15 protein-coding genes are annotated in these 17619 nt (G+C 68.7%); 7 read left to right on the forward strand and 8 right to left on the reverse strand.

Annotated features, from left to right (window positions below; genetic code table 11):
- Positions 1–124 precede the first annotated feature (124 nt).
- Positions 125–1387, forward strand: a complete 1263-nt coding sequence (locus P2Q00_RS41070; protein WP_275779730.1) for an ATP-grasp domain-containing protein — start codon at positions 125–127, stop codon at positions 1385–1387.
- Positions 1388–1488: 101 nt separating this feature from the next.
- Here the strand turns inward: P2Q00_RS41070 and P2Q00_RS41075 are convergent, their stop codons facing one another.
- Both P2Q00_RS41075 and P2Q00_RS41080 read right to left on the reverse strand, forming a co-directional pair.
- Positions 1489–2904: an MFS transporter gene (locus P2Q00_RS41075; protein ID WP_275779732.1), complete on the reverse strand. Its 1416-nt coding sequence runs from the start codon at positions 2902–2904 to the stop codon at positions 1489–1491.
- Positions 2901–3710, reverse strand: coding sequence for an alpha/beta fold hydrolase (locus P2Q00_RS41080; RefSeq protein WP_275779734.1), 810 nt, complete (start codon positions 3708–3710; stop codon positions 2901–2903). The genes P2Q00_RS41075 and P2Q00_RS41080 overlap by 4 nt, the downstream gene beginning before the upstream one ends.
- A gap of 420 nt (positions 3711–4130) precedes the next feature.
- On the opposite strand from P2Q00_RS41080, the gene P2Q00_RS41085 reads away from it, so the two are divergent.
- From P2Q00_RS41085 to P2Q00_RS41095, 3 genes are all read left to right on the forward strand, one after another.
- Positions 4131–5009, forward strand: coding sequence for a helix-turn-helix transcriptional regulator (locus P2Q00_RS41085; RefSeq protein ID WP_275779736.1), 879 nt, complete (start codon positions 4131–4133; stop codon positions 5007–5009).
- Between the two features lie 92 nt (positions 5010–5101).
- Complete coding sequence (locus tag P2Q00_RS41090) at positions 5102–5503, forward strand: LuxR C-terminal-related transcriptional regulator (protein ID WP_275779738.1); 402 nt, start codon at positions 5102–5104, stop codon at positions 5501–5503.
- An 82-nt stretch (positions 5504–5585) separates the two neighbouring features.
- On the forward strand, positions 5586–6485 hold the full coding sequence (locus tag P2Q00_RS41095; RefSeq protein WP_275779740.1) for a LysR family transcriptional regulator: 900 nt from the start codon (positions 5586–5588) through the stop codon (positions 6483–6485).
- Positions 6486–6543: 58 nt separating this feature from the next.
- Here the strand turns inward: P2Q00_RS41095 and P2Q00_RS41100 are convergent, their stop codons facing one another.
- The 6 genes from P2Q00_RS41100 to leuA form a co-directional block, all read right to left on the reverse strand.
- Positions 6544–7236, reverse strand: a complete 693-nt coding sequence (locus P2Q00_RS41100; RefSeq protein WP_275779742.1) for a M24 family metallopeptidase — start codon at positions 7234–7236, stop codon at positions 6544–6546.
- 3 nt (positions 7237–7239) lie between these two features.
- Positions 7240–9312 (reverse strand): molybdopterin-containing oxidoreductase family protein, encoded by a 2073-nt coding sequence (locus P2Q00_RS41105; RefSeq protein ID WP_275779744.1) that lies wholly within the window; start codon positions 9310–9312, stop codon positions 7240–7242.
- Positions 9309–10190, reverse strand: a complete 882-nt coding sequence (dapF, locus tag P2Q00_RS41110; RefSeq protein ID WP_275779747.1) for a diaminopimelate epimerase — start codon at positions 10188–10190, stop codon at positions 9309–9311. The genes P2Q00_RS41105 and dapF overlap by 4 nt, the downstream gene beginning before the upstream one ends.
- Positions 10187–10873 (reverse strand): 2OG-Fe dioxygenase family protein, encoded by a 687-nt coding sequence (locus tag P2Q00_RS41115; protein WP_275779749.1) that lies wholly within the window; start codon positions 10871–10873, stop codon positions 10187–10189. The genes dapF and P2Q00_RS41115 overlap by 4 nt, the downstream gene beginning before the upstream one ends.
- Before the next feature lie 42 nt (positions 10874–10915).
- On the reverse strand, positions 10916–11968 hold the full coding sequence (locus P2Q00_RS41120) for an iron-containing redox enzyme family protein (RefSeq protein ID WP_275779750.1): 1053 nt from the start codon (positions 11966–11968) through the stop codon (positions 10916–10918).
- A 78-nt stretch (positions 11969–12046) separates the two neighbouring features.
- Positions 12047–13771, reverse strand: a complete 1725-nt coding sequence (leuA, locus tag P2Q00_RS41125; RefSeq protein WP_275779751.1) for a 2-isopropylmalate synthase — start codon at positions 13769–13771, stop codon at positions 12047–12049.
- 231 nt (positions 13772–14002) lie between these two features.
- Between leuA and P2Q00_RS41130 the strand changes: the two genes are divergently transcribed.
- The 3 genes from P2Q00_RS41130 to leuC are packed head-to-tail and all read left to right on the forward strand — an operon-like array spanning position 14003 to position 17616.
- A complete protein-coding gene (locus P2Q00_RS41130; protein WP_275779752.1) occupies positions 14003–14689 on the forward strand; it encodes a class I SAM-dependent methyltransferase in 687 nt (228 codons plus the stop codon).
- On the forward strand, positions 14689–16185 hold the full coding sequence (locus P2Q00_RS41135) for a class I adenylate-forming enzyme family protein (protein WP_275779754.1): 1497 nt from the start codon (positions 14689–14691) through the stop codon (positions 16183–16185). The genes P2Q00_RS41130 and P2Q00_RS41135 overlap by 1 nt, the downstream gene beginning before the upstream one ends.
- 39 nt (positions 16186–16224) lie before the next feature.
- A complete protein-coding gene (leuC, locus tag P2Q00_RS41140; RefSeq protein ID WP_275779755.1) occupies positions 16225–17616 on the forward strand; it encodes a 3-isopropylmalate dehydratase large subunit in 1392 nt (463 codons plus the stop codon).
- Positions 17617–17619: the final 3 nt, after the last annotated feature.

The following is a 17619-nucleotide window of genomic DNA, read 5'->3' on the forward strand; positions in this document are numbered from 1 at the left end:
TGGGTCAAATAAATCCTAGGCAACCCGCGACAGAGTGGTCCAATAACGATTTTTAATCGGCCGATAACAATCCCTGCAAGCATCCGGCATTGTCGACGCACTGTTGTGCAGGGAAAATGGCGGGATGAATACTAAGACCGTTGTGCTGGTGGGAGTCCCGTGGAGCGTCCACGAACTGAACAACGCCATCCGTGACGCGGCCACGGTCGGCGCCTCGCTCCTCGTCGTCGACACGCCTGAGTCCCTCGCGCAGCTCGGCGAACAAACCGCCGTACAGACCCGGACCGTAAAGGCGCTCGACCCGCTGCTCATCGCCGACTGCGTGCGCGACACCGAGCCGGCGACCGTCCTTGCCATCACCGAGTTCTGCATGGAGCTGGCAGCGGCCGTGCGCGAGCAGCTCGGCATCCCCGGCACGCCGTCCGCCGTCGAGGCCCGCGTCCTGGACAAGGCGCAGACCCGCGAAGTGCTGCACGAGCACGGGCTCACCCAGGTTGGTTTTCACCGGACTTCTCTGCTTTCCCCGGAGGACCTGCTCGGGGACCTGGAGCCGCCGGTGGTGGTCAAGCCTCGCTCGTTCAGCGGCAGCCACGGCGTGACCTTCGTCGCCGACCGTTCCGAGCTGGCGCGCGTCTTCGAGCCGTACGACCTGGCCGAGTCCAATCGCGACGACCGTGACACCCGGGTGCCTCACCTGGCCGGGGACCACCGTACGCACGAGGTCATCGTCGAGGAGTACGTGCCGGGCCCCGAAATCAGCGCCGAGGGGCTCGTCGTCGACGGCCGGCTCACGCTGTTCACCCTGACCGACAAGTTCAACACCGGCATGCCGTACTTCGAAGAAGTCGGCCAGATGGTGCCCAGCAGGTACACCCAGGAGCGGACCGCGCAGGTCGAGGAGTACCTCCAGGCCGTCGTGTCGGCGCTGGGCTTCGTCACCTCGCCGATGCACGCCGAGATCAAGCTGCTCGACGACCGGATCGAGCTCGTCGAGATCCACACCCGTTACGCCGGCGGCCGCATGGTCGAGCTGCTCGAATCGGCGTACGAGATGCGTCCGTACGAGGTGTACTTCGACGCGATGCTCAACGGCCGCACCCCGAGCCGGCCTTCACTGACCGGCGACCACTATGGCGTGGGCTTCTTCACGGGCCGGACCGACGCTCCCCTCACCTGGCCGTCCTATGCCTTCCCGCACCCCGAGGCCGTCGTCTCGATCGATCTCGACCGCCGCCGGGCTCCGAAGGTCTTCGCGTACGAAGGCCTGCGCATCCGGTGGTGGTTCGCAGGCCATGCCCTGTTCGCGGCCAAGGACCACGCCGCCGTCCACGAGAACATCAGCTTCCTCCTCGACAACACGCCCGGACAGAGCGGTTCTGGAAGCTAGCCCGACCAGATGAGAGAGGAGTGCTGCCGACCCGGGACGACGGGACTTGTCCAGAGCCCTGTTCGCCGCCGGGAAAGCCGCACTCCTCAGGTCGGTCGCCGTCAGTCCGACGGTACTGGCTGTGCATGCACGGCCGGCTCGGCCTGCTCGGCCGCCTCGCGCGGCAGCGCCAGACAGGCCATGGCACCGAGCGCCAGCACCGCGATCGGCAGGACCATGGCGGCGCGCATCGCCGGGCCGCTGCCGCCTGTCACCGATTGCAGCCCCTGCACCAGCGCCACGGCGCCCGCGGTGAAGACCATCGCGCCCAGCTGACGCATCGTTTCCAGGATCCCGGAGGCCGCACCCGTCAATGCCTGGGGCACTTCGCGCATGGCGACCGTCGTCCTCGGCGCGATCGAGCAGCCGTTGCCCGTGCCGATGACCGCCATCGGGGCCAGGAAGGCCGTCCAGTGCACCGAGCCCGTCATCAGCAGCGCGGTCCACAGGATGCCGGCACCCTGTACGACCATGCCGGTCAGCAGGATGTACCGGCCCTCGATCCGGTCGGCCAGCCGACCGGCGACCAGGGCGATCAGCATGGACATTGCCGACGCCGGCGCGAGTATCACCCCTGCCCGGAAGGCGCTCAGGCCGAGTACCGACTGGAAGTACAGCGCGGCAACCACCGTGATGGCGAAGGTGGCACCGGTGCCCGCCGCGGCGATCCCCAGCGTCACGGTGTAGCTGCGGATCCGTAAGAGGGCGAAGGGCACCAGCGGATCGCTGTCCTGGCGCTGCCGCTGGCGGACGGTGAAGCCGGTGCCGAAGAGCGCGGCTGCCGCCAGCAGTGCCCAGATGAGGGGGCCCCAGTGGTGATCCGCGCCGTTGGTCACGGCGTAGGCGAAGCAGGCGAGGGCCACCGAGGCGATGCCGACGCCGAGCACGTCCAAGGAGTGCTGCCGGCCCGTCCGCAGGTCGGAGACGATCGTCAGGCCCGCCACCACGACGAGCACGCCGATCGGCAGGTTGATGAGGAAGATCCACCGCCAGCCGGCCGCATTGACCAACAGTCCGCCGAGAGCGGGGCCGAGCACCGAGGCCACCCCGCCGATCGCGGCCCACACCCCCAGTGCCGTGCCGCGTCGCTCGCGCGGGAAGGATGCCACGATCAGGGTCAGGCTCTGCGGCATCAGCAGCGCGGCGCCGGCACCCTGGAGTACGCGCGCACCCACCAGGATGCCGGGTCCTGTCGCGAGCCCGCACAGCAGGCTCGCGACGGTGAAGAGCAGGACGCCCACGACGAATATCTGCCGCGGGCCGTACCGGTCGCCCAACCGGCCCGCGGTGATCAACAGTACGGTGATGGCGATGATGTAGCTGTTCAACGCCCAGAGCACCTGGGGCAGCGTGGCGTGCATCGAGTCGATGATGCTGGGGATCGCGATGGTGACGATCGTCGAGTCCAGCAAGGTCATGAAGTAGCCCAGGGACAACACCACCAGCGTCGCCCAGGGGTTGCCGCGCAGCCGGTTCACTCGCCCGCCGTCCCGTCCATGAAGTCGCGCAGCACGCGGACGAACCGGTCCGGTTCCTCCAGGAAGGGAGCGTGGCCGCTCTCCGGGAACATCTCAAGCCGGGCGTCGGGGAGCGCACCCAGCAGCCACTTGCCGACCTCGGTGGGGAAGATCCGGCTCTTCGCCCCGTGCAGCAGCAGGGTCGGCAGCGTCAGTACACCGATCCGCTCGCGCCAGTCCTGCGTGAGGACCCCGCTCCACAGGGCCAGCAGCGCCAGCCGCGAGGTCTTCAGCGATTCTTCCAACAGCGGCCGCAGCGTGCCGGGTTCGGGGTCGCTCCCGGACGCGAAGCAGTTCTCGACCAGGGCTGTGAGGTACGCGTCCGGGTCGGTCCACTGCTGCTGGGTGGCCTGCAGCGCGCCGGCCGCGTCCAGACCGCCGAACGCCGCATGCTCCCAACCCTCCTCCCGCAGCAGGTGCGGCGACATCTCCACGGAGACCAGGCGGGAGACCCGGTCGGTCCCGTACCGGTCGAGGTAGTTGTAGGTGACGGTCGCGCCGAGCGACCACCCGACGAGCGTCACGTCATGGAGGTCGAGCTGCTCGACGACCTGTGCCAGATCGGTCGCGGCGTCCTCGAGGGTCCAGCCGAGCGGGGGTTCGGGGCTGGCCCCGTGCCCGCGCAGGTCCACGGTGACGATGTCGTATTCCGGGCCGAGGGCGGCCGCCATGTGTGCGAAACAGTGCGAGGTCATTCCCAGGCCCGGGACGAACAACACGGTCGGCCCCGCACCGGGGCGCCGGGCATGATGAATCACTTCGAGCATGGTGAGAAACTCCCATCGGTCCCCCCGGATGCAATGATCAAAATATACGGCCGGCCCACGAAATTACGCTCCGGATAACGATCAAATTTTCTTATGCCCGACCGTCGCACAATCGCGCATTTCGAAGCGCCGATAAAGAGGTTTTATAAACGCAGGTCTATGGCGTATTACCGGCCGAGAGCGGATTTGTCGGAATATTCCGGGTTGCCCCATCGCACCCGGTCAAGATCAGCCAACGGCATAAACACACCCTTGCGGCACAGAGATCGAGCGTCCAGGATCACCACGAACTCGGCTCGGTCCTCCGGCTGTGCAGCCTGCATCGGAACCTCCCGGGGCCTGGCCGCCGTCCTCAGGGCCGTAGTCACCAACGCGTTACCAGGGTGGGGTGCTTGTGGCTTGTGCAGGGTGGCTTTGCCGATGAACGAAAACACCGAGTCGACCACACGGGAGGCGCTGGCCGATTTCCTGCGCCGGCGACGTGATGCTCTGTCACCAGAGGTGGTCGGGCTGCAGTCCGGCCAACGGCGCCGGACACCGGGGCTGCGCCGGGACGAGGTGGCACGCCTGGCGAACATGTCGACGACCTACTACGAACGGCTGGAGCAGGGGCGTGGCCCGCAGCCGTCGGCCGCCATCCTCGCCGGGCTGGCCAGCGCATTGCGGCTGGCCCCGGACGCGCGCGCCTACCTGTACCTGCTGGCCGGCCGCAACGAGCCCACGGCGGAGAACCCGGACGACGTCGTCGATCCCGAACTGTTCTCCGTGATGCGGGCGGTGGAGGCGACGTGCCCGGCGTTCGTCACGGACGACCTCGGCACCCTCGTGGCACAGAACGAGTTGCACACAACGCTTTTCGGTCACCTCGTCGGCCTGCCCGGCTGGGAGGGAAACCTGTTCTGGCACTGGTTCTGCTCGGGAGACGGCTGGCGGCAGCTGGCGCTGAACTCGGCGGAGCAACAGGAGGCCATGGGCCACAATTACGTTGCGCACCTGCGCCTCATCCTGGCCGAGCGCGGCTATGACCCGGCCGCTGCAGAACTGGTGGCCGAACTGCGCGGAACGAGCGCGGAATTCTCGCGGATGTGGGACGAGCACCACGTCGCCAGGGCTGCCGCTGCGATCGTGAGCGTGCTGGACGACCGGGTCGGCCGCTTGGACTTCAAATATTCGCTGATGTTGGGTACACGGTCACGGCAGCGTTTGTTTACGTTTCATGCAGTTCCGGGCACACTGACCCAACAGCGGCTGGCCGGGCTTCTATACGTGCCGGGCGATGCGGTATCCACTCATCGATAGTGCGTGGCTCAGTCCGTCGATCGACCGTAGCGTTTTGCGTGGCACCTGGACCGGCCGGGAGCGTAGGGGAATTCCGCACACAAAGATCCCACTTGACATCGTTGTCCTATTTCGTATTTGGCCGCCAGCGGCGCCTTCACGTGATCGTCCGGCTGTCTGTCCCGATCGGCAGGGCCGGGTGTTCTTCATCATTCGACCAGCATGACAATCTCAGATTGGTTCGAGTAATGTGCAACATTTGCGACCAGAGGCGGCACGGCGCCATCGCCGAGAACCGCCACGAAAGACTGATCGCCTTACTGGCCACCGGTCATACCGACGCCAGCGCGGCCCGGCAGCTCGGTGTCAGCCGTCGCACCGTGACCTACATGCTCCGTTCCATGATGGACGAGTTAGGCATCAACAACCGCTTCCAGCTCGGCATCGCCGTTGGCGCCCGCAGCCGCACCTGCACCACCTGCCCGGGCCCGCGCCGACCTGCCATGACGAACTGAAGATCAATTCGAATTACGGGGGATGTTCCAGGCGGCCTGCCGAGTGCGAAAGTGAAGATTTATGAGTTCAGAACGAACGATCATGTCTCGTAATCTCGACGTGAATCAGCTGCGAACGCTGAACACGATAGTGGAAACGGGGAGTTTCCGGCGGGCGGCCGATGCGCTCGCGCTCACTCAGCCCGCGGTAAGCTATCACATTCGCCGGCTTGAGGCCCTTCTGCACGGCCCGGTCTTCGTCAGAACCAGGGGCCGGCTCGAACTCAGCGATGCCGGTGAGGAACTGCTTTTCTATGCTCGCAAAATGCTCACCGTCAATGACGAGGCAATGGCCCGGCTGACTGCACCGAGGGACGGCCTCCGGCTCACCATAGGCGTCTCGGAGCAATTGGAGGACGTCCTCCACGACCTGCTCGTCGGCCTCAGGCGCGCGCTGCCCCGGGTCACGCTGACCGCGCGGATCGGCGCCAGTGAGCACATTGCCGCGCGGACGGCCGAGCAGGAGACCGACGTCGCCGTCATCATCGGCGCCTCCCACGGTGAACGGCGCCGCTCGCTCGGCTCGCTGCAGTTGGCCTGGTACGCACACGACGCCGCGGGCCTGGCCGCCGGCCGTTCCCTTCCGATGGTGCTGCCCGTCGAGCCGTGCAATACGCGAACCCACATCGTCAGCGCCCTCGAAAGCCAGGGAGTTCCCTGGCACCTTGCCTACGAAGGCCCCGACCTGGCCGGCCTGCGAGCGGCCACCCGGGCCGGACTCGGCGTCACCGGCCTGCTCGCGGGCGGCGGCGAGAAGTGGAATCTGACGCCCGTCCCCGCAGGCATGTTGCCGTTCAGTCCCGGATCCGTGCCGGTCTCCTTCGTCTGCGCGCCGGGCACGCCGGCCCACGTGGTCGAGCCCGCGTTCTCCGTCGCCCAAGCGGCGCTTCGGCGGTTCCCGTTGGTCGACGAACCCGCATGGGTGCCCGGAAACGCGGCCTGACCGGCTCCGTGACGTTCGGGTCATCGGCCGCCGCGGACATGGCGGCGGCCGTACGCCATCAGCCGAGGTCGAGCAACGCCTCGTAGAAGCCGCCGAATCCTCGGGGCCGGTCGACGAGGTGGATCTCCAGAATCCAGTGGCACAGCCGCCCGGCGCGGTCGGGGCGGCGCATCGGCTCGTCGCTGCCGGTGGTGATGTAGTACTCGATGTCGTCGCCGTTGATGCGCTCGTGCGGGAACTCCCCGACCAGGTGTCCGGCGTGGGTGGCGCCGATCTCCCAGCCCGCCCCGCCTGCCAGCCGTTGGATCTCGGCGAACAGCTGGCCGCCGGTGATGTCCGGCCGGCCCTGGAAGTAGCGGCGGCCGGCGTCGAAGATGACCGGCAGGTCGTCGCGGAGACGATGCTTCACCGGGTCGTCACCGAGCACGTACGTCCGGCCGAAATCGGCTTCCCACTGTTCGAGGAGTGGCCCGAAGTCGCAGAACACGATGTCGTCCTCGGCGATCAGACGGTCCGGGGGGTTCACGCGGTAGGGGTGCAGGGTATTCGGGCCCGCGCGCACGATGCGCTTGTGCCAGAAGCGTTCGATGCCGAACATCTCGTGCGCCAAGTCCCGGATCTGATCGCTGAGTTCCCGCTCACCCTTCCCGGCGACGATCAGCTGCCGGTACCCGATCTCCTCGAAGAGTTTCTCCGCCTTGTCCTGTGCTTCCAGGAGGAGCTCCGCGCGCCCTGCCTCGTTGTCGTCCATTCCTCACCCTCGCTGCTCGGTCGCGGACACCTCGACGCGGTTGTCGTGGTAGACGGCGCCACCGCCCATGTCCGAGTCCCGCTCGGCCACGGTGGCGTTGACCCCCGCCCGATTCCCGGTGAGTTTCGCCCACCAACCCTTGGTCGTGCGGGCCACCCCCGGCCGCACCGAATCGCTCACGTGCAGCTGCGCGGTGAAGGCGCCCCGGTCGTTGAAGATCCGCACCTGCTGCCCCTCGACCAGCCCCCGGGCCGCAGCATCGTCGGGATGCAACTCCACGAAGGGTGCCCCGGCCCGGCGTACCAGTGATTCCTTGTTCGCGAACGTCGTGTTGAGGAAGAAGTGCGAGGCCGACGAGATGAGCACCAGCGGCAGCCGGCGTGCCAGCTCCGAATCCGCGGCCTCCTTGGGAGGCGTGTATCCGGTCAGCGGGTCGTACCCATCGGCTGCGGCCGTCGCGGACACGAACTCCAGCTTCCCCGACGGTGTGGGAAAGCCGTCCGCGAACGGAACGAAGGGGCTGGGATAGTTGAGCCGGACGTAGCCCTCCCGGCGCAGCCGGTCCAGGCCGACGCCGTCCAGGGACGGGTGGCCGCCGGACAGCAGCTGCCGGGCGAGGTCCTCGTCGGAGTCGAAGAGGCTCGGATCCGTCAGGCCCAGCCGCGCGGCGAGCCTGCGGAATGTCTCCGTGGTCGACAGGCACTCACCGGGCGGAGCGACCGCGGGCTCGTTCCAGGTGATGTACATGTGCCCGTACCCGTCGAGCAGATCGGTGTGCTCCGTCTGCATCGTGGCCGGCAGCACGATGTCGGCGTAGTCCACCGTGTCGGTGCGGAAATGCTCCATGACCACGGTGAACAGGTCTTCGCGCAGCAGGCCCGCATGCACCTGGCTCTGGCCGCCCACCGCCGTGGCCGGGTTGGCCCCGTAGACGAACAACGCCTTGACCGGCGGATCGTCGACCGTGGTGAGCGCCTCGCCGAGGCGGGTCATCGAGAGGCTTCGTACCGGCCCCGGCAGCAGGTCGTCACGGAAGAGGGCTTCACGGTCGCCGCCGAAGTAGCCGTCCGTCGAGTAGGCCAGACCGCCGCCCGGGAGCTTCCAGTCACCCGTCACCCCGGGCAGCGCCGCCAGCGTACGCAGCGCCATGCCGCCCCCGGCGTGCCGCTGGATCCCCTGCGCCGCCTTCATCCCGGTGGGCCGGGTGACGGCCAGGCGCCGCCCGAGTCTCTCGACCGTCTCCACCGGCAGCCCGCAGATCTCCGCCGTACGCTCCGGCGTGAACTGCTCGATGCGTGCGCGGAACTCGGGCCAGCCCACCGTGTGCTCCGCCAAGTACGCACGGTCCTCGGCGCCGAGCGATATCACCACGTTGAGCAGCCCTAGGGCGAACGCGGCATCCGTGCCGGGGTTGAGCGGCACATGCTCGTCGGCGAGCCGGGCCGTCTTCGTCAGGACCGGATCGATGGCCACGACGTACGCCCCGGACCGCTGCGCCTGCGACAGCACCTTCCACAGGTGGTGGCTCGTGGTGAGCGTGTTGCAGCCCCACAACAGGATCAGCCGGGCGTGGCGCAGATCCTCCGGGTCGATGCCCCGGCTGGTGCCGAGCGTGTAACCGGTGCCCACCAGGCCCGCGATCGAGCAGATCGTCAGGTCGTGGCGGGAGGCGCCCAGGGTGTTCCACAGCCGGCTGCCGGCGCGCCCCTGGAGGCCCTGCAGATAGCCCAGGTTCCCGGTTCCCTGGTAGGGCCAGACGGCCTGTCCGCCGTACCGGTCGATCACCTCCGTGAGGCGGTCGGCGATCTCGTCGAGCGCCTCGTCCCAGCCGATCCGCTCGAACCGCCCCTCGCCCTTGCGCCCGGTCCGGCGCAGGGGATGCAGCAGCCGGTCGGGGGCCCGGGTGTGCTCCAGGTACTGGTTCACCTTCACGCACAGGGTGCCGCGGGTGTACGGATGGTCCGGGTTTCCGCGCAGCCGCACGGCGACGCCGTCCTCGACCTCGACCTGCCAGGAGCACGCGTCCGGGCAGTCCAGCGGGCAGCCGCCGGGAAGGATCTTCAGGGCCCGGTTCACTGCGGCCCCTCCGCGCCCAGGTGCGGCACGAACTCGTCGGCCAAGGTCACCCGGCCGACGCAGGAACTGGGTCCGGAGAGCAGCACCCGCTCGTCCTTCGTGATCTCCACGGCCACGGTGCCGCCGGGCATGACCACGGTCACCGAGGGATCGGTGAGCCCCAGCCGGTGGGCGGCGCAGGCGGCTGCGCAGGCACCGCTGCCGGAGGCCGGAGCGTAACCGACACCCCGCTCCCAGATCTGGACCCGCAGGGTGCGCCGGTCCTCGACGGTGAGCAGCTCGGCGTTGGGCCGCTCCGCGAAGCCGGCGTACCCGACGATCGCCGGGCCGATCCGGGCCGCGAGCTCGGCGGTCGCGTCGTCGACCAGCGCGACCAGATGCGGCACGCCGTTGTGGACCGCCGTCGCGTTCACTTCGGTGCCCGGCTCGATCTCCAGGGGCACACCGATCAGCTCCGCACCGCCGGCCAGTGCGGGACTGTGGTGCGTCCACGAGCCCAGGTCGATCGTGCTGGCGGCGGTGACCGGGCTGCCGAGCCGCACCCTCACGTCTCCGCCGGGTGTCCGCAGCGTGATCTCGTCGCGGCGGGTGCGGCCGTGCTCGCGCAGGTAACGGGCGAAGATACGCAGACCGTTCGCGCTGCGCGCGCACTCGGAACCGTCGGCGTTGAAGACCCGTACATCGAACGTGTCCTGCGTGTCGGCCACCGGACCCGCGGCGGGGAGCGGGCCGTACAGCACCCCGTCCGCCCCGACGCCGGTGCGCCGGTCGCACAGGGCCCGGGTGGCCGCGGCGCCCGGCGCGGGCGCGCCGAGCTCCGGGTCGGCAACGAGGTAGTCGTTGCCGAGGGTGTGGTACTTCACGAGGGTGGTCGTCACCGGCCCTCACCGATGGCGTCCTCCTCGAAGGCATCGCCGTACCAGCGCTCGCCCCAGCGCGAGAACGACACCACCGTGATGTCGCGGTGGCCCTCCTCCTCGATCGGCACGATGTCGGTGACGTAGTGCCACAGCGCACGGTCGTCGAACGCGATGGCCTGCCCCGCCGGCAGGGTCGCGGTGTAGATGGGCTTTTCCTTGTCGTCGCCGCTTCGCAGGGTCAGCTCGGCGCCGGTGATGCCGACACGGTTGTAGACGGAGATCACCACGAACTCGTGGCCGTCCTGGTGCACGCCCTCCGGGACGACGACGCCCTGCAGCTCCTTGTTGGCGATGACCCGGTACTGGTGGACGTTGATCTGCCAGACGTCGTCCTCGGGCAACGGAATCTGGGCGCAGGCCTCCCGGATGTGCTCGACCAGGTCGATCTGGATCGGCTGGTAGTGCCGCCGGATCCCGCCCGCTATCGGGTTGAACTTGGAGTAGGTGACATACGGGCGGTGCGGGAGCCGCTCGAAGTCCCAGGCGCCGTCCCGGTGTTCGAGCCGGTACTGGGAGAAGCGGCGCCAGCGGTTGCCGTTGCCGATGTACTCGTCGAAGGCGAGGTCCTCGAAGCTCTTCAGAATGTCCTCACCCGTCTCGGGGAGGTCGAAGACCTGAAAGTGCTGCGCGTTGAGAGTCACGGTCGATGCCTTTCGAGGGGAGGGAGGCGGGGCAGCAGTGGTTCAGGCTGGCTGGGGCTGCTTCAGACACGCATCGAGGACCCGGTCGAGGTAGTGCGCGGAGGTGTTGAGCCGCACGAAGGTGCCGAGCGCCACCTCGCGGCCGGCGGCGGGGTCGCGCTCGACGACCGGCCCGATGACGTTCTTGTACCAGCCGGCCGCGTGCTGGGCGTCGATGTTGATGTGGATGTCGTGGTAGACCTTGCCCTCCGGCGGGAGCCCGAGGCGGTCCCATGCGGTGACCAACTGGCGGAAACGCCGGGGGGCGAGGAACTCGGTGACGCCGAAGTAGCCGATGGCGCGCAGGTAGTGCCGGCGGCTGAGCGCGAGGCCGGCCGAGATGTTGCCGCATTCCTTGGCGACGAGCAGCAGATTCGACTCGACGTAGTCCTGGTCGACGCCGATCGAGGTGAGGCACTGGGAGAAGAGCGTCGTATGGACGTCGGCGAAGTCGCCGTTGCCCATCTCGTCCCAGTAGTTCGCCGCGATCTCCATCTTCTCGGCGCCGGTCGCGCCCAGCTGCATGACTGCGAGGATGTCGTCGAAGCGGGGGTCCAGGGAGGTCTCCTGGGCCAGCAGGAAGCGTATGTCCTCGACGGTCGCCGAGTTCGCCAGGTGCTCGGAGTACATCGGGTGGGCGCTCGCCGGGTGGTCCTGGATGAGGGCCTTGAGCCAGCGCACGTACTCCTTCTCGCCGGTGGGATAGCCGCTCAGCAGTTCCTCGGGCACCTGCCGGAACTCGTTGTCCAGCACGGCGTTCTCAAGGATGCTCGTGACGTCCCGCAGGATCGGCTGGGGGTCCTGGTCGGGGTTGCGTGACGCGGACTGGCTGAACTCGTGGGCGTAGACGACCGCGAGTACGTCGTGCAGATGGGTGCGCGCCGCGGCGTCCTGGCCGAAGAAGGCCAGGTCCGCAAGGCGTCGGCACTCCCCGGCGAGCTCGGCGCGATGGGCGTAGTCGTCGACGAGTTCCTGCCATTTTCCGAAGGTTGACGTGGTGAGCGCCGCCGTGAAATCGGCCAGGAGCGGATAGCTGTTCTGCTGCGGATCAGGCATGCCGTAATTCCTCTATTCCCTTCGGAGAAACGCCGAATACACTGTCGACTTCGTTTCGCGCCAGCCTACCCAGAGGCATCACGAACGGTCCAAGTCCATTTGTTTATCGCGCCCATAAATAGATTTGTTTACGATGCCGACGGCGGCGCCGAGTTCCGCTGCGACGGTGTCTTCGCCGGTACCGACGGCCCAGGTCCCGCCGCTGTTCAGATAGGCAATTGCCTGGCCGTCGGGCAGTTCGTGTGCCGTGGCCGCGGTGATGGTGAGTTCCAGGCCGAGTTGGGTGAGTGCGTCGGCGAATGCAGGCAGCGGCTCGGTCCCGGTCAGGGGTATTTCTTTGTCGATGCCGTCAAGACTGACCGTCACGGAGGACGGCGTGTGGTCGAGGAGTCGCAGCGGGCCGGGTGCGGGTGTGTACGCGGTGTCGAAAAGCTCACGCAGTTGTGGCGGGCTCAGTTCGCCGCCTTCGCGGTCCGTGACCTGCTGGACCAGGACGGCGAACTCCGCACGCAGTTGCTGGGGCAGCCGCAGACCGTAGGAGTCGTTGAGCACGAACGCCACGCCGCCCTTGCCGGACTGCGAGTTGACCCGGACGACCGGTTCGTACTCGCGGCCGACATCGCCGGGGTCGATCGGCAGGTACGGCACTTGCCAATGCTCGTCGCGCAGGTCGCCGCCGCTGGACCGGGCCTCGTCGGCGAGTGCCGAGATCCCCTTGCTGATGGCGTCCTGGTGACCGCCGGAGAAGGCGGTGAAGACGAGCTCGCCGCCCCAGGGATGGCGTTCGTGCACCGGCAGTTCCGTGCACTCCTCCACGACCCGGCGGACCTCGCCCAGGTCGGAGAAGTCGATCTCGGGGTCGACGCCGCGGCTGAACAGGTTCATGCCCAGCGTGACCAGGCAGACGTTGCCGGTGCGTTCGCCGTTGCCGAACAGACAGCCCTCGATACGGTCCGCGCCGGCGGCGAGGCCGAGTTCGGCGGCGGCGACGGCAGTGCCGCGGTCGTTGTGCGGGTGCAGCGAGAGAAGGACCGAGTCGCGCCGCTCCAGATTGCGGCTCATCCACTCGATGGAGTCGGCATACGTGTTCGGGGTGGTCATCTCCACCGTGGCCGGCAGGCATATCGTGGCCGGGCGCTGCGGGGTGGGCTGCCAGACGTCGAGGACGGCGTTGCAGACCTCGGCCGAGAAGCCCAGTTCAGTGCCGGTGAACGACTCCGGCGAGTACTGCAGGCGCACATCGGCACCGCTCAGCGACTCGGCGGCCGCGGCGAGACGGCGGGCCGACGCGACGGCGAGCTCGCGGATCTCCGCCCGCTCCTGACGGAAGACCACCCGGCGCTGCAGCTCGGAGGTCGGGTTGTAGATGTGCAGGGTCACCTTGCGCGCCCCGGCGACGGCCTCGACCGTGCGGTCGATGAGCTCGGGCCGGCACGGCGAGAGGACCTGGATGCGGACGTCGTCCGGGATGGCGTCGCTCTCGATGATCTCCCGGATGAAGGTGAGATCCGTCGCGCTGGCCGCGGGGAAGCCGACCTCGATCTCCTTGTAGCCCATCCGCACGAGCAGTTGGAAGAAGCGGTGCTTGCGGGCCGGGTCCATCGGCACCGCGAGGGCCTGGTTGCCGTCGCGCAGATCGACCGAGCACCACAGCGGGGCACGGGTGATCGTCCGGTCCGGCCAGGTCCGGTCCGGCAGCAGAACTGGTTCGACCTCCTCGGCGTACGGGCGGTAGCGGTGAGCCGGCATGGGGCTCGGCCGCTGCTCATTCCAGATCGGGCGGGCCGCGAATTCGTTCGTCATGGACACTCCTCGCGCATAAATTGCAAAGCATGCTAACCACCGATGTAGCGGCCATCCAGAAAACTGCGCAGAAGCGAAGACGGGTAAGAAAATGGTTAAAAGGAAGTGCCATTGCGCTTTACCGCAACGACCTATTGCGCTTTACGGCAACGGCGTTGACGCCACTTCTTTGGCGCCGTAATACTCACCACGGTTCCGCATCAGCGGCATGGTGACGAACGGAGAGAAGACGTGACTCAAGCATTTGAGATCAAGGGAAATGACCTCTGGGACCCGACCACGTTCGACGCGCTGCGTCGTCAGCTGATCCCGTCGTTCGACCTGATCTACGAGGCCGCGGTACGTACCGTCGCGGCGACCGTGCCGGCCGCGCCACGGGTACTCGACCTCGGCGCCGGCACCGGTCTGCTGAGCGCGGCGATCCTCCGTGAACTCCCCCGGGCGAACGTGGTACTTGTCGACCGCTCGGAACTGATGCTGACGCAGGCCCGTAGCCGTTTCGCCAGCCAGGAGGGGGTCACCGTGCAGACCGGCGACCTGACCGACCCGCTGCCGGAAGGGCAGTTCGACGCGGTCGTCTCCGGTCTTGCGATCCACCATCTGAGCCACACCGACAAGCGCCACCTGTTCGGGCGCATCCGCGACGCGCTGCGCCCCGGCGGCGTCTTTGTCAACGTCGAGCAGGTGCAAGGCCCGCTGCCGCACCTGGAATCCCTCTACGACAGTCAGCACGAACTGCACGTGGCCCGTGAGCAGGCGCCGGCGCACGAATGGGCGGCCGGCCGCGAGCGGATGAAATTCGACGTCTGCATCGACCTGGAAACCCAATTGCAGTGGCTGCGCGACGCCGGATTCCGCAGCGTCGACTGCCTCGCCAAGGACTTCCGCTTCGCCACCTATGCGGGCTGGGTCTCCTGATGACGGAGCTCTACACAGCAATTCGCGAAATCGCGCGCCGCCGGCCGGACTCGATCGCAGTCGAGACCACGGCCGGCGAGCGCACCTCGTACACCGAACTGCTCGCGCAGGCCGACCGGATCGCGGTCGGCCTGCGCGCCCGCGGCGTCACCGAGGGCCGCGTGGTCGTCTGCTCGGGGCTGGCCAACGACGCCTCCTACATCGCCTTCCTGCTCGGACTGTGCGCGGCCGGTGCCGCCTATGTCCCGCTGCTCGCCGACTTCGACGCCGCCGCCGTGGCCCGTGCCCTGCGGATGACGCAGCCCGCGCTCTGGGTCGGCCCCGAGAACCACCATCGCGCAGGCGTCACTCTGCCCCGGGTGGACCTCGCCGAGCTGGGGGCCTCCGCAGCCGCGGCCGACGCTGCGCCGGAGGGACGGGCGTCCGCGCCGGAGGGACGGGCGTTCACGCCGGGAACCTTCCGGATGCTGTGGACCTCCGGCTCGACGAAGGCGCCCAAGCTCGTCACCTGGCGCCAGGAACCCTTCGTTCGCGAGCGCCGGCGCTGGATCGCCCACATCGAAGCGACCGAACACGACGCGTTCTTCTGCAGGCACACCCTGGACGTGGCGCACGCGACCGACCTGCACGCCTTCGCGGCGCTGCTCGCCGGGGCCCGTCTGATCCTCGCCGACCCGGGCGCGGAACCCGCGACGCTGCTGTCGCAGCTGGCCGCGACCGGTGCCACGTACACCAGCATGCTGCCCAACCACTACGAGGACCTGATCGCGGCCGCCCGGCAACGGCCCGGCACCGATCTGACCCGGCTGCGCCGCCCGATGTGCGGCGGCGCGTACGCGAGTCCGGCCCTCATCGCCACCGCTGCCGAGGTGCTCGGCATCCGCATCCGCCACATCTACGGCTCGACCGAGTTCGGCCTCGCCCTGGGCAACATGGCGGACGAGGTGCAGACCGTCGGCGGTATGCACGAGGTCGCGGGCGTGCGCGCCCGTCTGGAGCCACTTGCCGGGTACGACCGGGACGGCCTCGGCCATCTGGTGCTCACCTCCGACTGCACCAGCAACGGCTACCTGGACGACGCCGAGGCCAATGCGGCCACCTTCCGTGGCCCCGACTTCTGGACCGGCGACGTCGCCCAGCGCCTGGCCGACGGCGGCCTCCGCCTGCTCGGGCGCGTCACCGACCTGGTGCTGGCCACGGACGGTCCCCTGGCCACTCCTCTCCTCGACGAACTCATCGCGCAGCACTGCCCGGTCGCCGAATCCGTCAGCCTCGCCGCCGACACGGACATCCTGAGCAAGCGCGTGCTCGTGGTGCTGCGCGCGACACCGGGGACCTCCGACGACGACGCCGTCACCGCTGTCGACGAGCTCCTCGCCGCGCACGGGCTGACCGGTGCGGTCCTGGCGTTCGACCGGATCCCGCGCACTGTCGTCGGCAAGGCCGACCGCGCGCTGCTCCGCCGCCGCTACATCCCGGCCCCGAGTTCCTCCTGACGCACCCGCCGTCGGCGGCATGCTGTGAAAGGGCAAGTCATGACCCGGAAGACCCTGGTAGACAAGATCTGGGACCTGCACGTCGTGGAGCCCGGGGCAGCGGACCTCATCTACATCGACCTGCACCTGCTGCACGAGGTCAGTTCGCCCCAGGCGTTCGCCGGGCTGCGCGAGGCAGGCCGCCCGGTACGCCGCCCCGCCCTCGCGGTCGCCACCTCCGACCACGACGTCCCGACCGACGGGCGTGAGCTGCCGTCGGACGCGGGCGCCGCCAAGCAGTTGCAGGTGCTCACCGACAACTGCCGCGACAACGACATCGAGCTGCACCCGATGGGCAGCCCGGGGCAGGGCATCGTGCATGTGATCGGCCCGCAGATGGGGCTCACCCGGCCCGGCACGACCATCGTCTGCGGCGACAGCCACACCGCCACCCACGGCGCGTTCGGGGCCATCGCGTTCGGCATCGGCACCAGCGAGATCGAGCACGTCCTCGCCACGCAGACCCTGCGGGCCCGTAGACCGGAATCCATGGCCGTCACGGTCACCGGCGAACTCCCGCCCGGTGCCACCGCCAAGGACCTCGCGCTCGGCATCCTCGCGGCCGGCGGCACGGACGCGGGCACGGGAACGCTCATCGAGTTCCGGGGTCCCGCCGTACGCGCGCTGTCCATGGAAGGGCGGATGACGCTGTGCAACATGGCTGTCGAGATGGGCGCGCGCAGCGGTCTGGTCGCTCCCGACGAGACCACGTTCGCGTACCTGAAGGGCCGCCCCCGTGCCCCGCGCGGTGAGCTGTGGGACCAGGCCGTCGCCGAATGGCGGACGTTGTGCAGCGACCCGGACGCGGTCTTCGGCCGCGAACTGGTCTTCGACGCGGGGTCTTTGGTGCCGCGGGTGACCTGGGGCACCAACCCCGGGCAGAGCGTTCCGGTCGACGGCGTGGTCCCCGACCCCGCCGACAGAGCCGATCCCGGCGAGCGGGCCGCCGCCGAGCGCGCCCTCGCCTACATGGGCCTGCGTCCCGGCACCCCGATGCGCGAGGTCGGCATCGATGTGGTCTTCATCGGTTCCTGCACCAACAGCCGGATCGAGGATCTGCGCGCCGCGGCCGACGTGCTGCGCGGGCGGCGCGTGGCCGACGGCGTACGCGGCCTGGTCGTCCCCGGCTCGATGCTCGTGCGTCACCTGGCCGAACAGGAGGGGCTGGACCGGGTCTTCACCGCGGCCGGCTTCGAATGGCGCATGCCGGGTTGCTCGATGTGTGTCGGCATCAACGGCGACACCGTCGCACCCGGTCAGCGCTGCGCGTCGACCTCCAACCGCAACTTCGAAGGCCGGCAGGGCGCCGGGGCCCGGACGCATCTCGTGTCACCCGCCACGGCCGCCGCGACCGCCGTTGCCGGACGTTTCGCCACGCCGGCCGACCTGTAGGGA

The sequence above is a fragment of the Streptomyces coacervatus genome, from assembly GCF_029223485.1.
GTDB classification, from domain to species: Bacteria; Actinomycetota; Actinomycetes; order Streptomycetales; family Streptomycetaceae; genus Streptomyces; species Streptomyces coacervatus.

Coding starts and splice junctions, on each gene's coding strand:
- P2Q00_RS41070 (WP_275779730.1), top strand. CDS start 125: ATGAATACTAAGACCGTTGTGCTGGTGGGAGTCCCGTGGAGCGTCCAC.
- P2Q00_RS41080 (WP_275779734.1), bottom strand. CDS start 3,710: ATGCTCGAAGTGATTCATCATGCCCGGCGCCCCGGTGCGGGGCCGACC.
- P2Q00_RS41085 (WP_275779736.1), top strand. CDS start 4,131: ATGAACGAAAACACCGAGTCGACCACACGGGAGGCGCTGGCCGATTTC.
- P2Q00_RS41095 (WP_275779740.1), top strand. CDS start 5,586: ATGTCTCGTAATCTCGACGTGAATCAGCTGCGAACGCTGAACACGATA.
- P2Q00_RS41100 (WP_275779742.1), bottom strand. CDS start 7,236: ATGGACGACAACGAGGCAGGGCGCGCGGAGCTCCTCCTGGAAGCACAG.
- P2Q00_RS41120 (WP_275779750.1), bottom strand. CDS start 11,968: ATGCCTGATCCGCAGCAGAACAGCTATCCGCTCCTGGCCGATTTCACG.
- leuA (WP_275779751.1), bottom strand. CDS start 13,771: ATGACGAACGAATTCGCGGCCCGCCCGATCTGGAATGAGCAGCGGCCG.
- P2Q00_RS41135 (WP_275779754.1), top strand. CDS start 14,689: ATGACGGAGCTCTACACAGCAATTCGCGAAATCGCGCGCCGCCGGCCG.
- leuC (WP_275779755.1), top strand. CDS start 16,225: ATGACCCGGAAGACCCTGGTAGACAAGATCTGGGACCTGCACGTCGTG.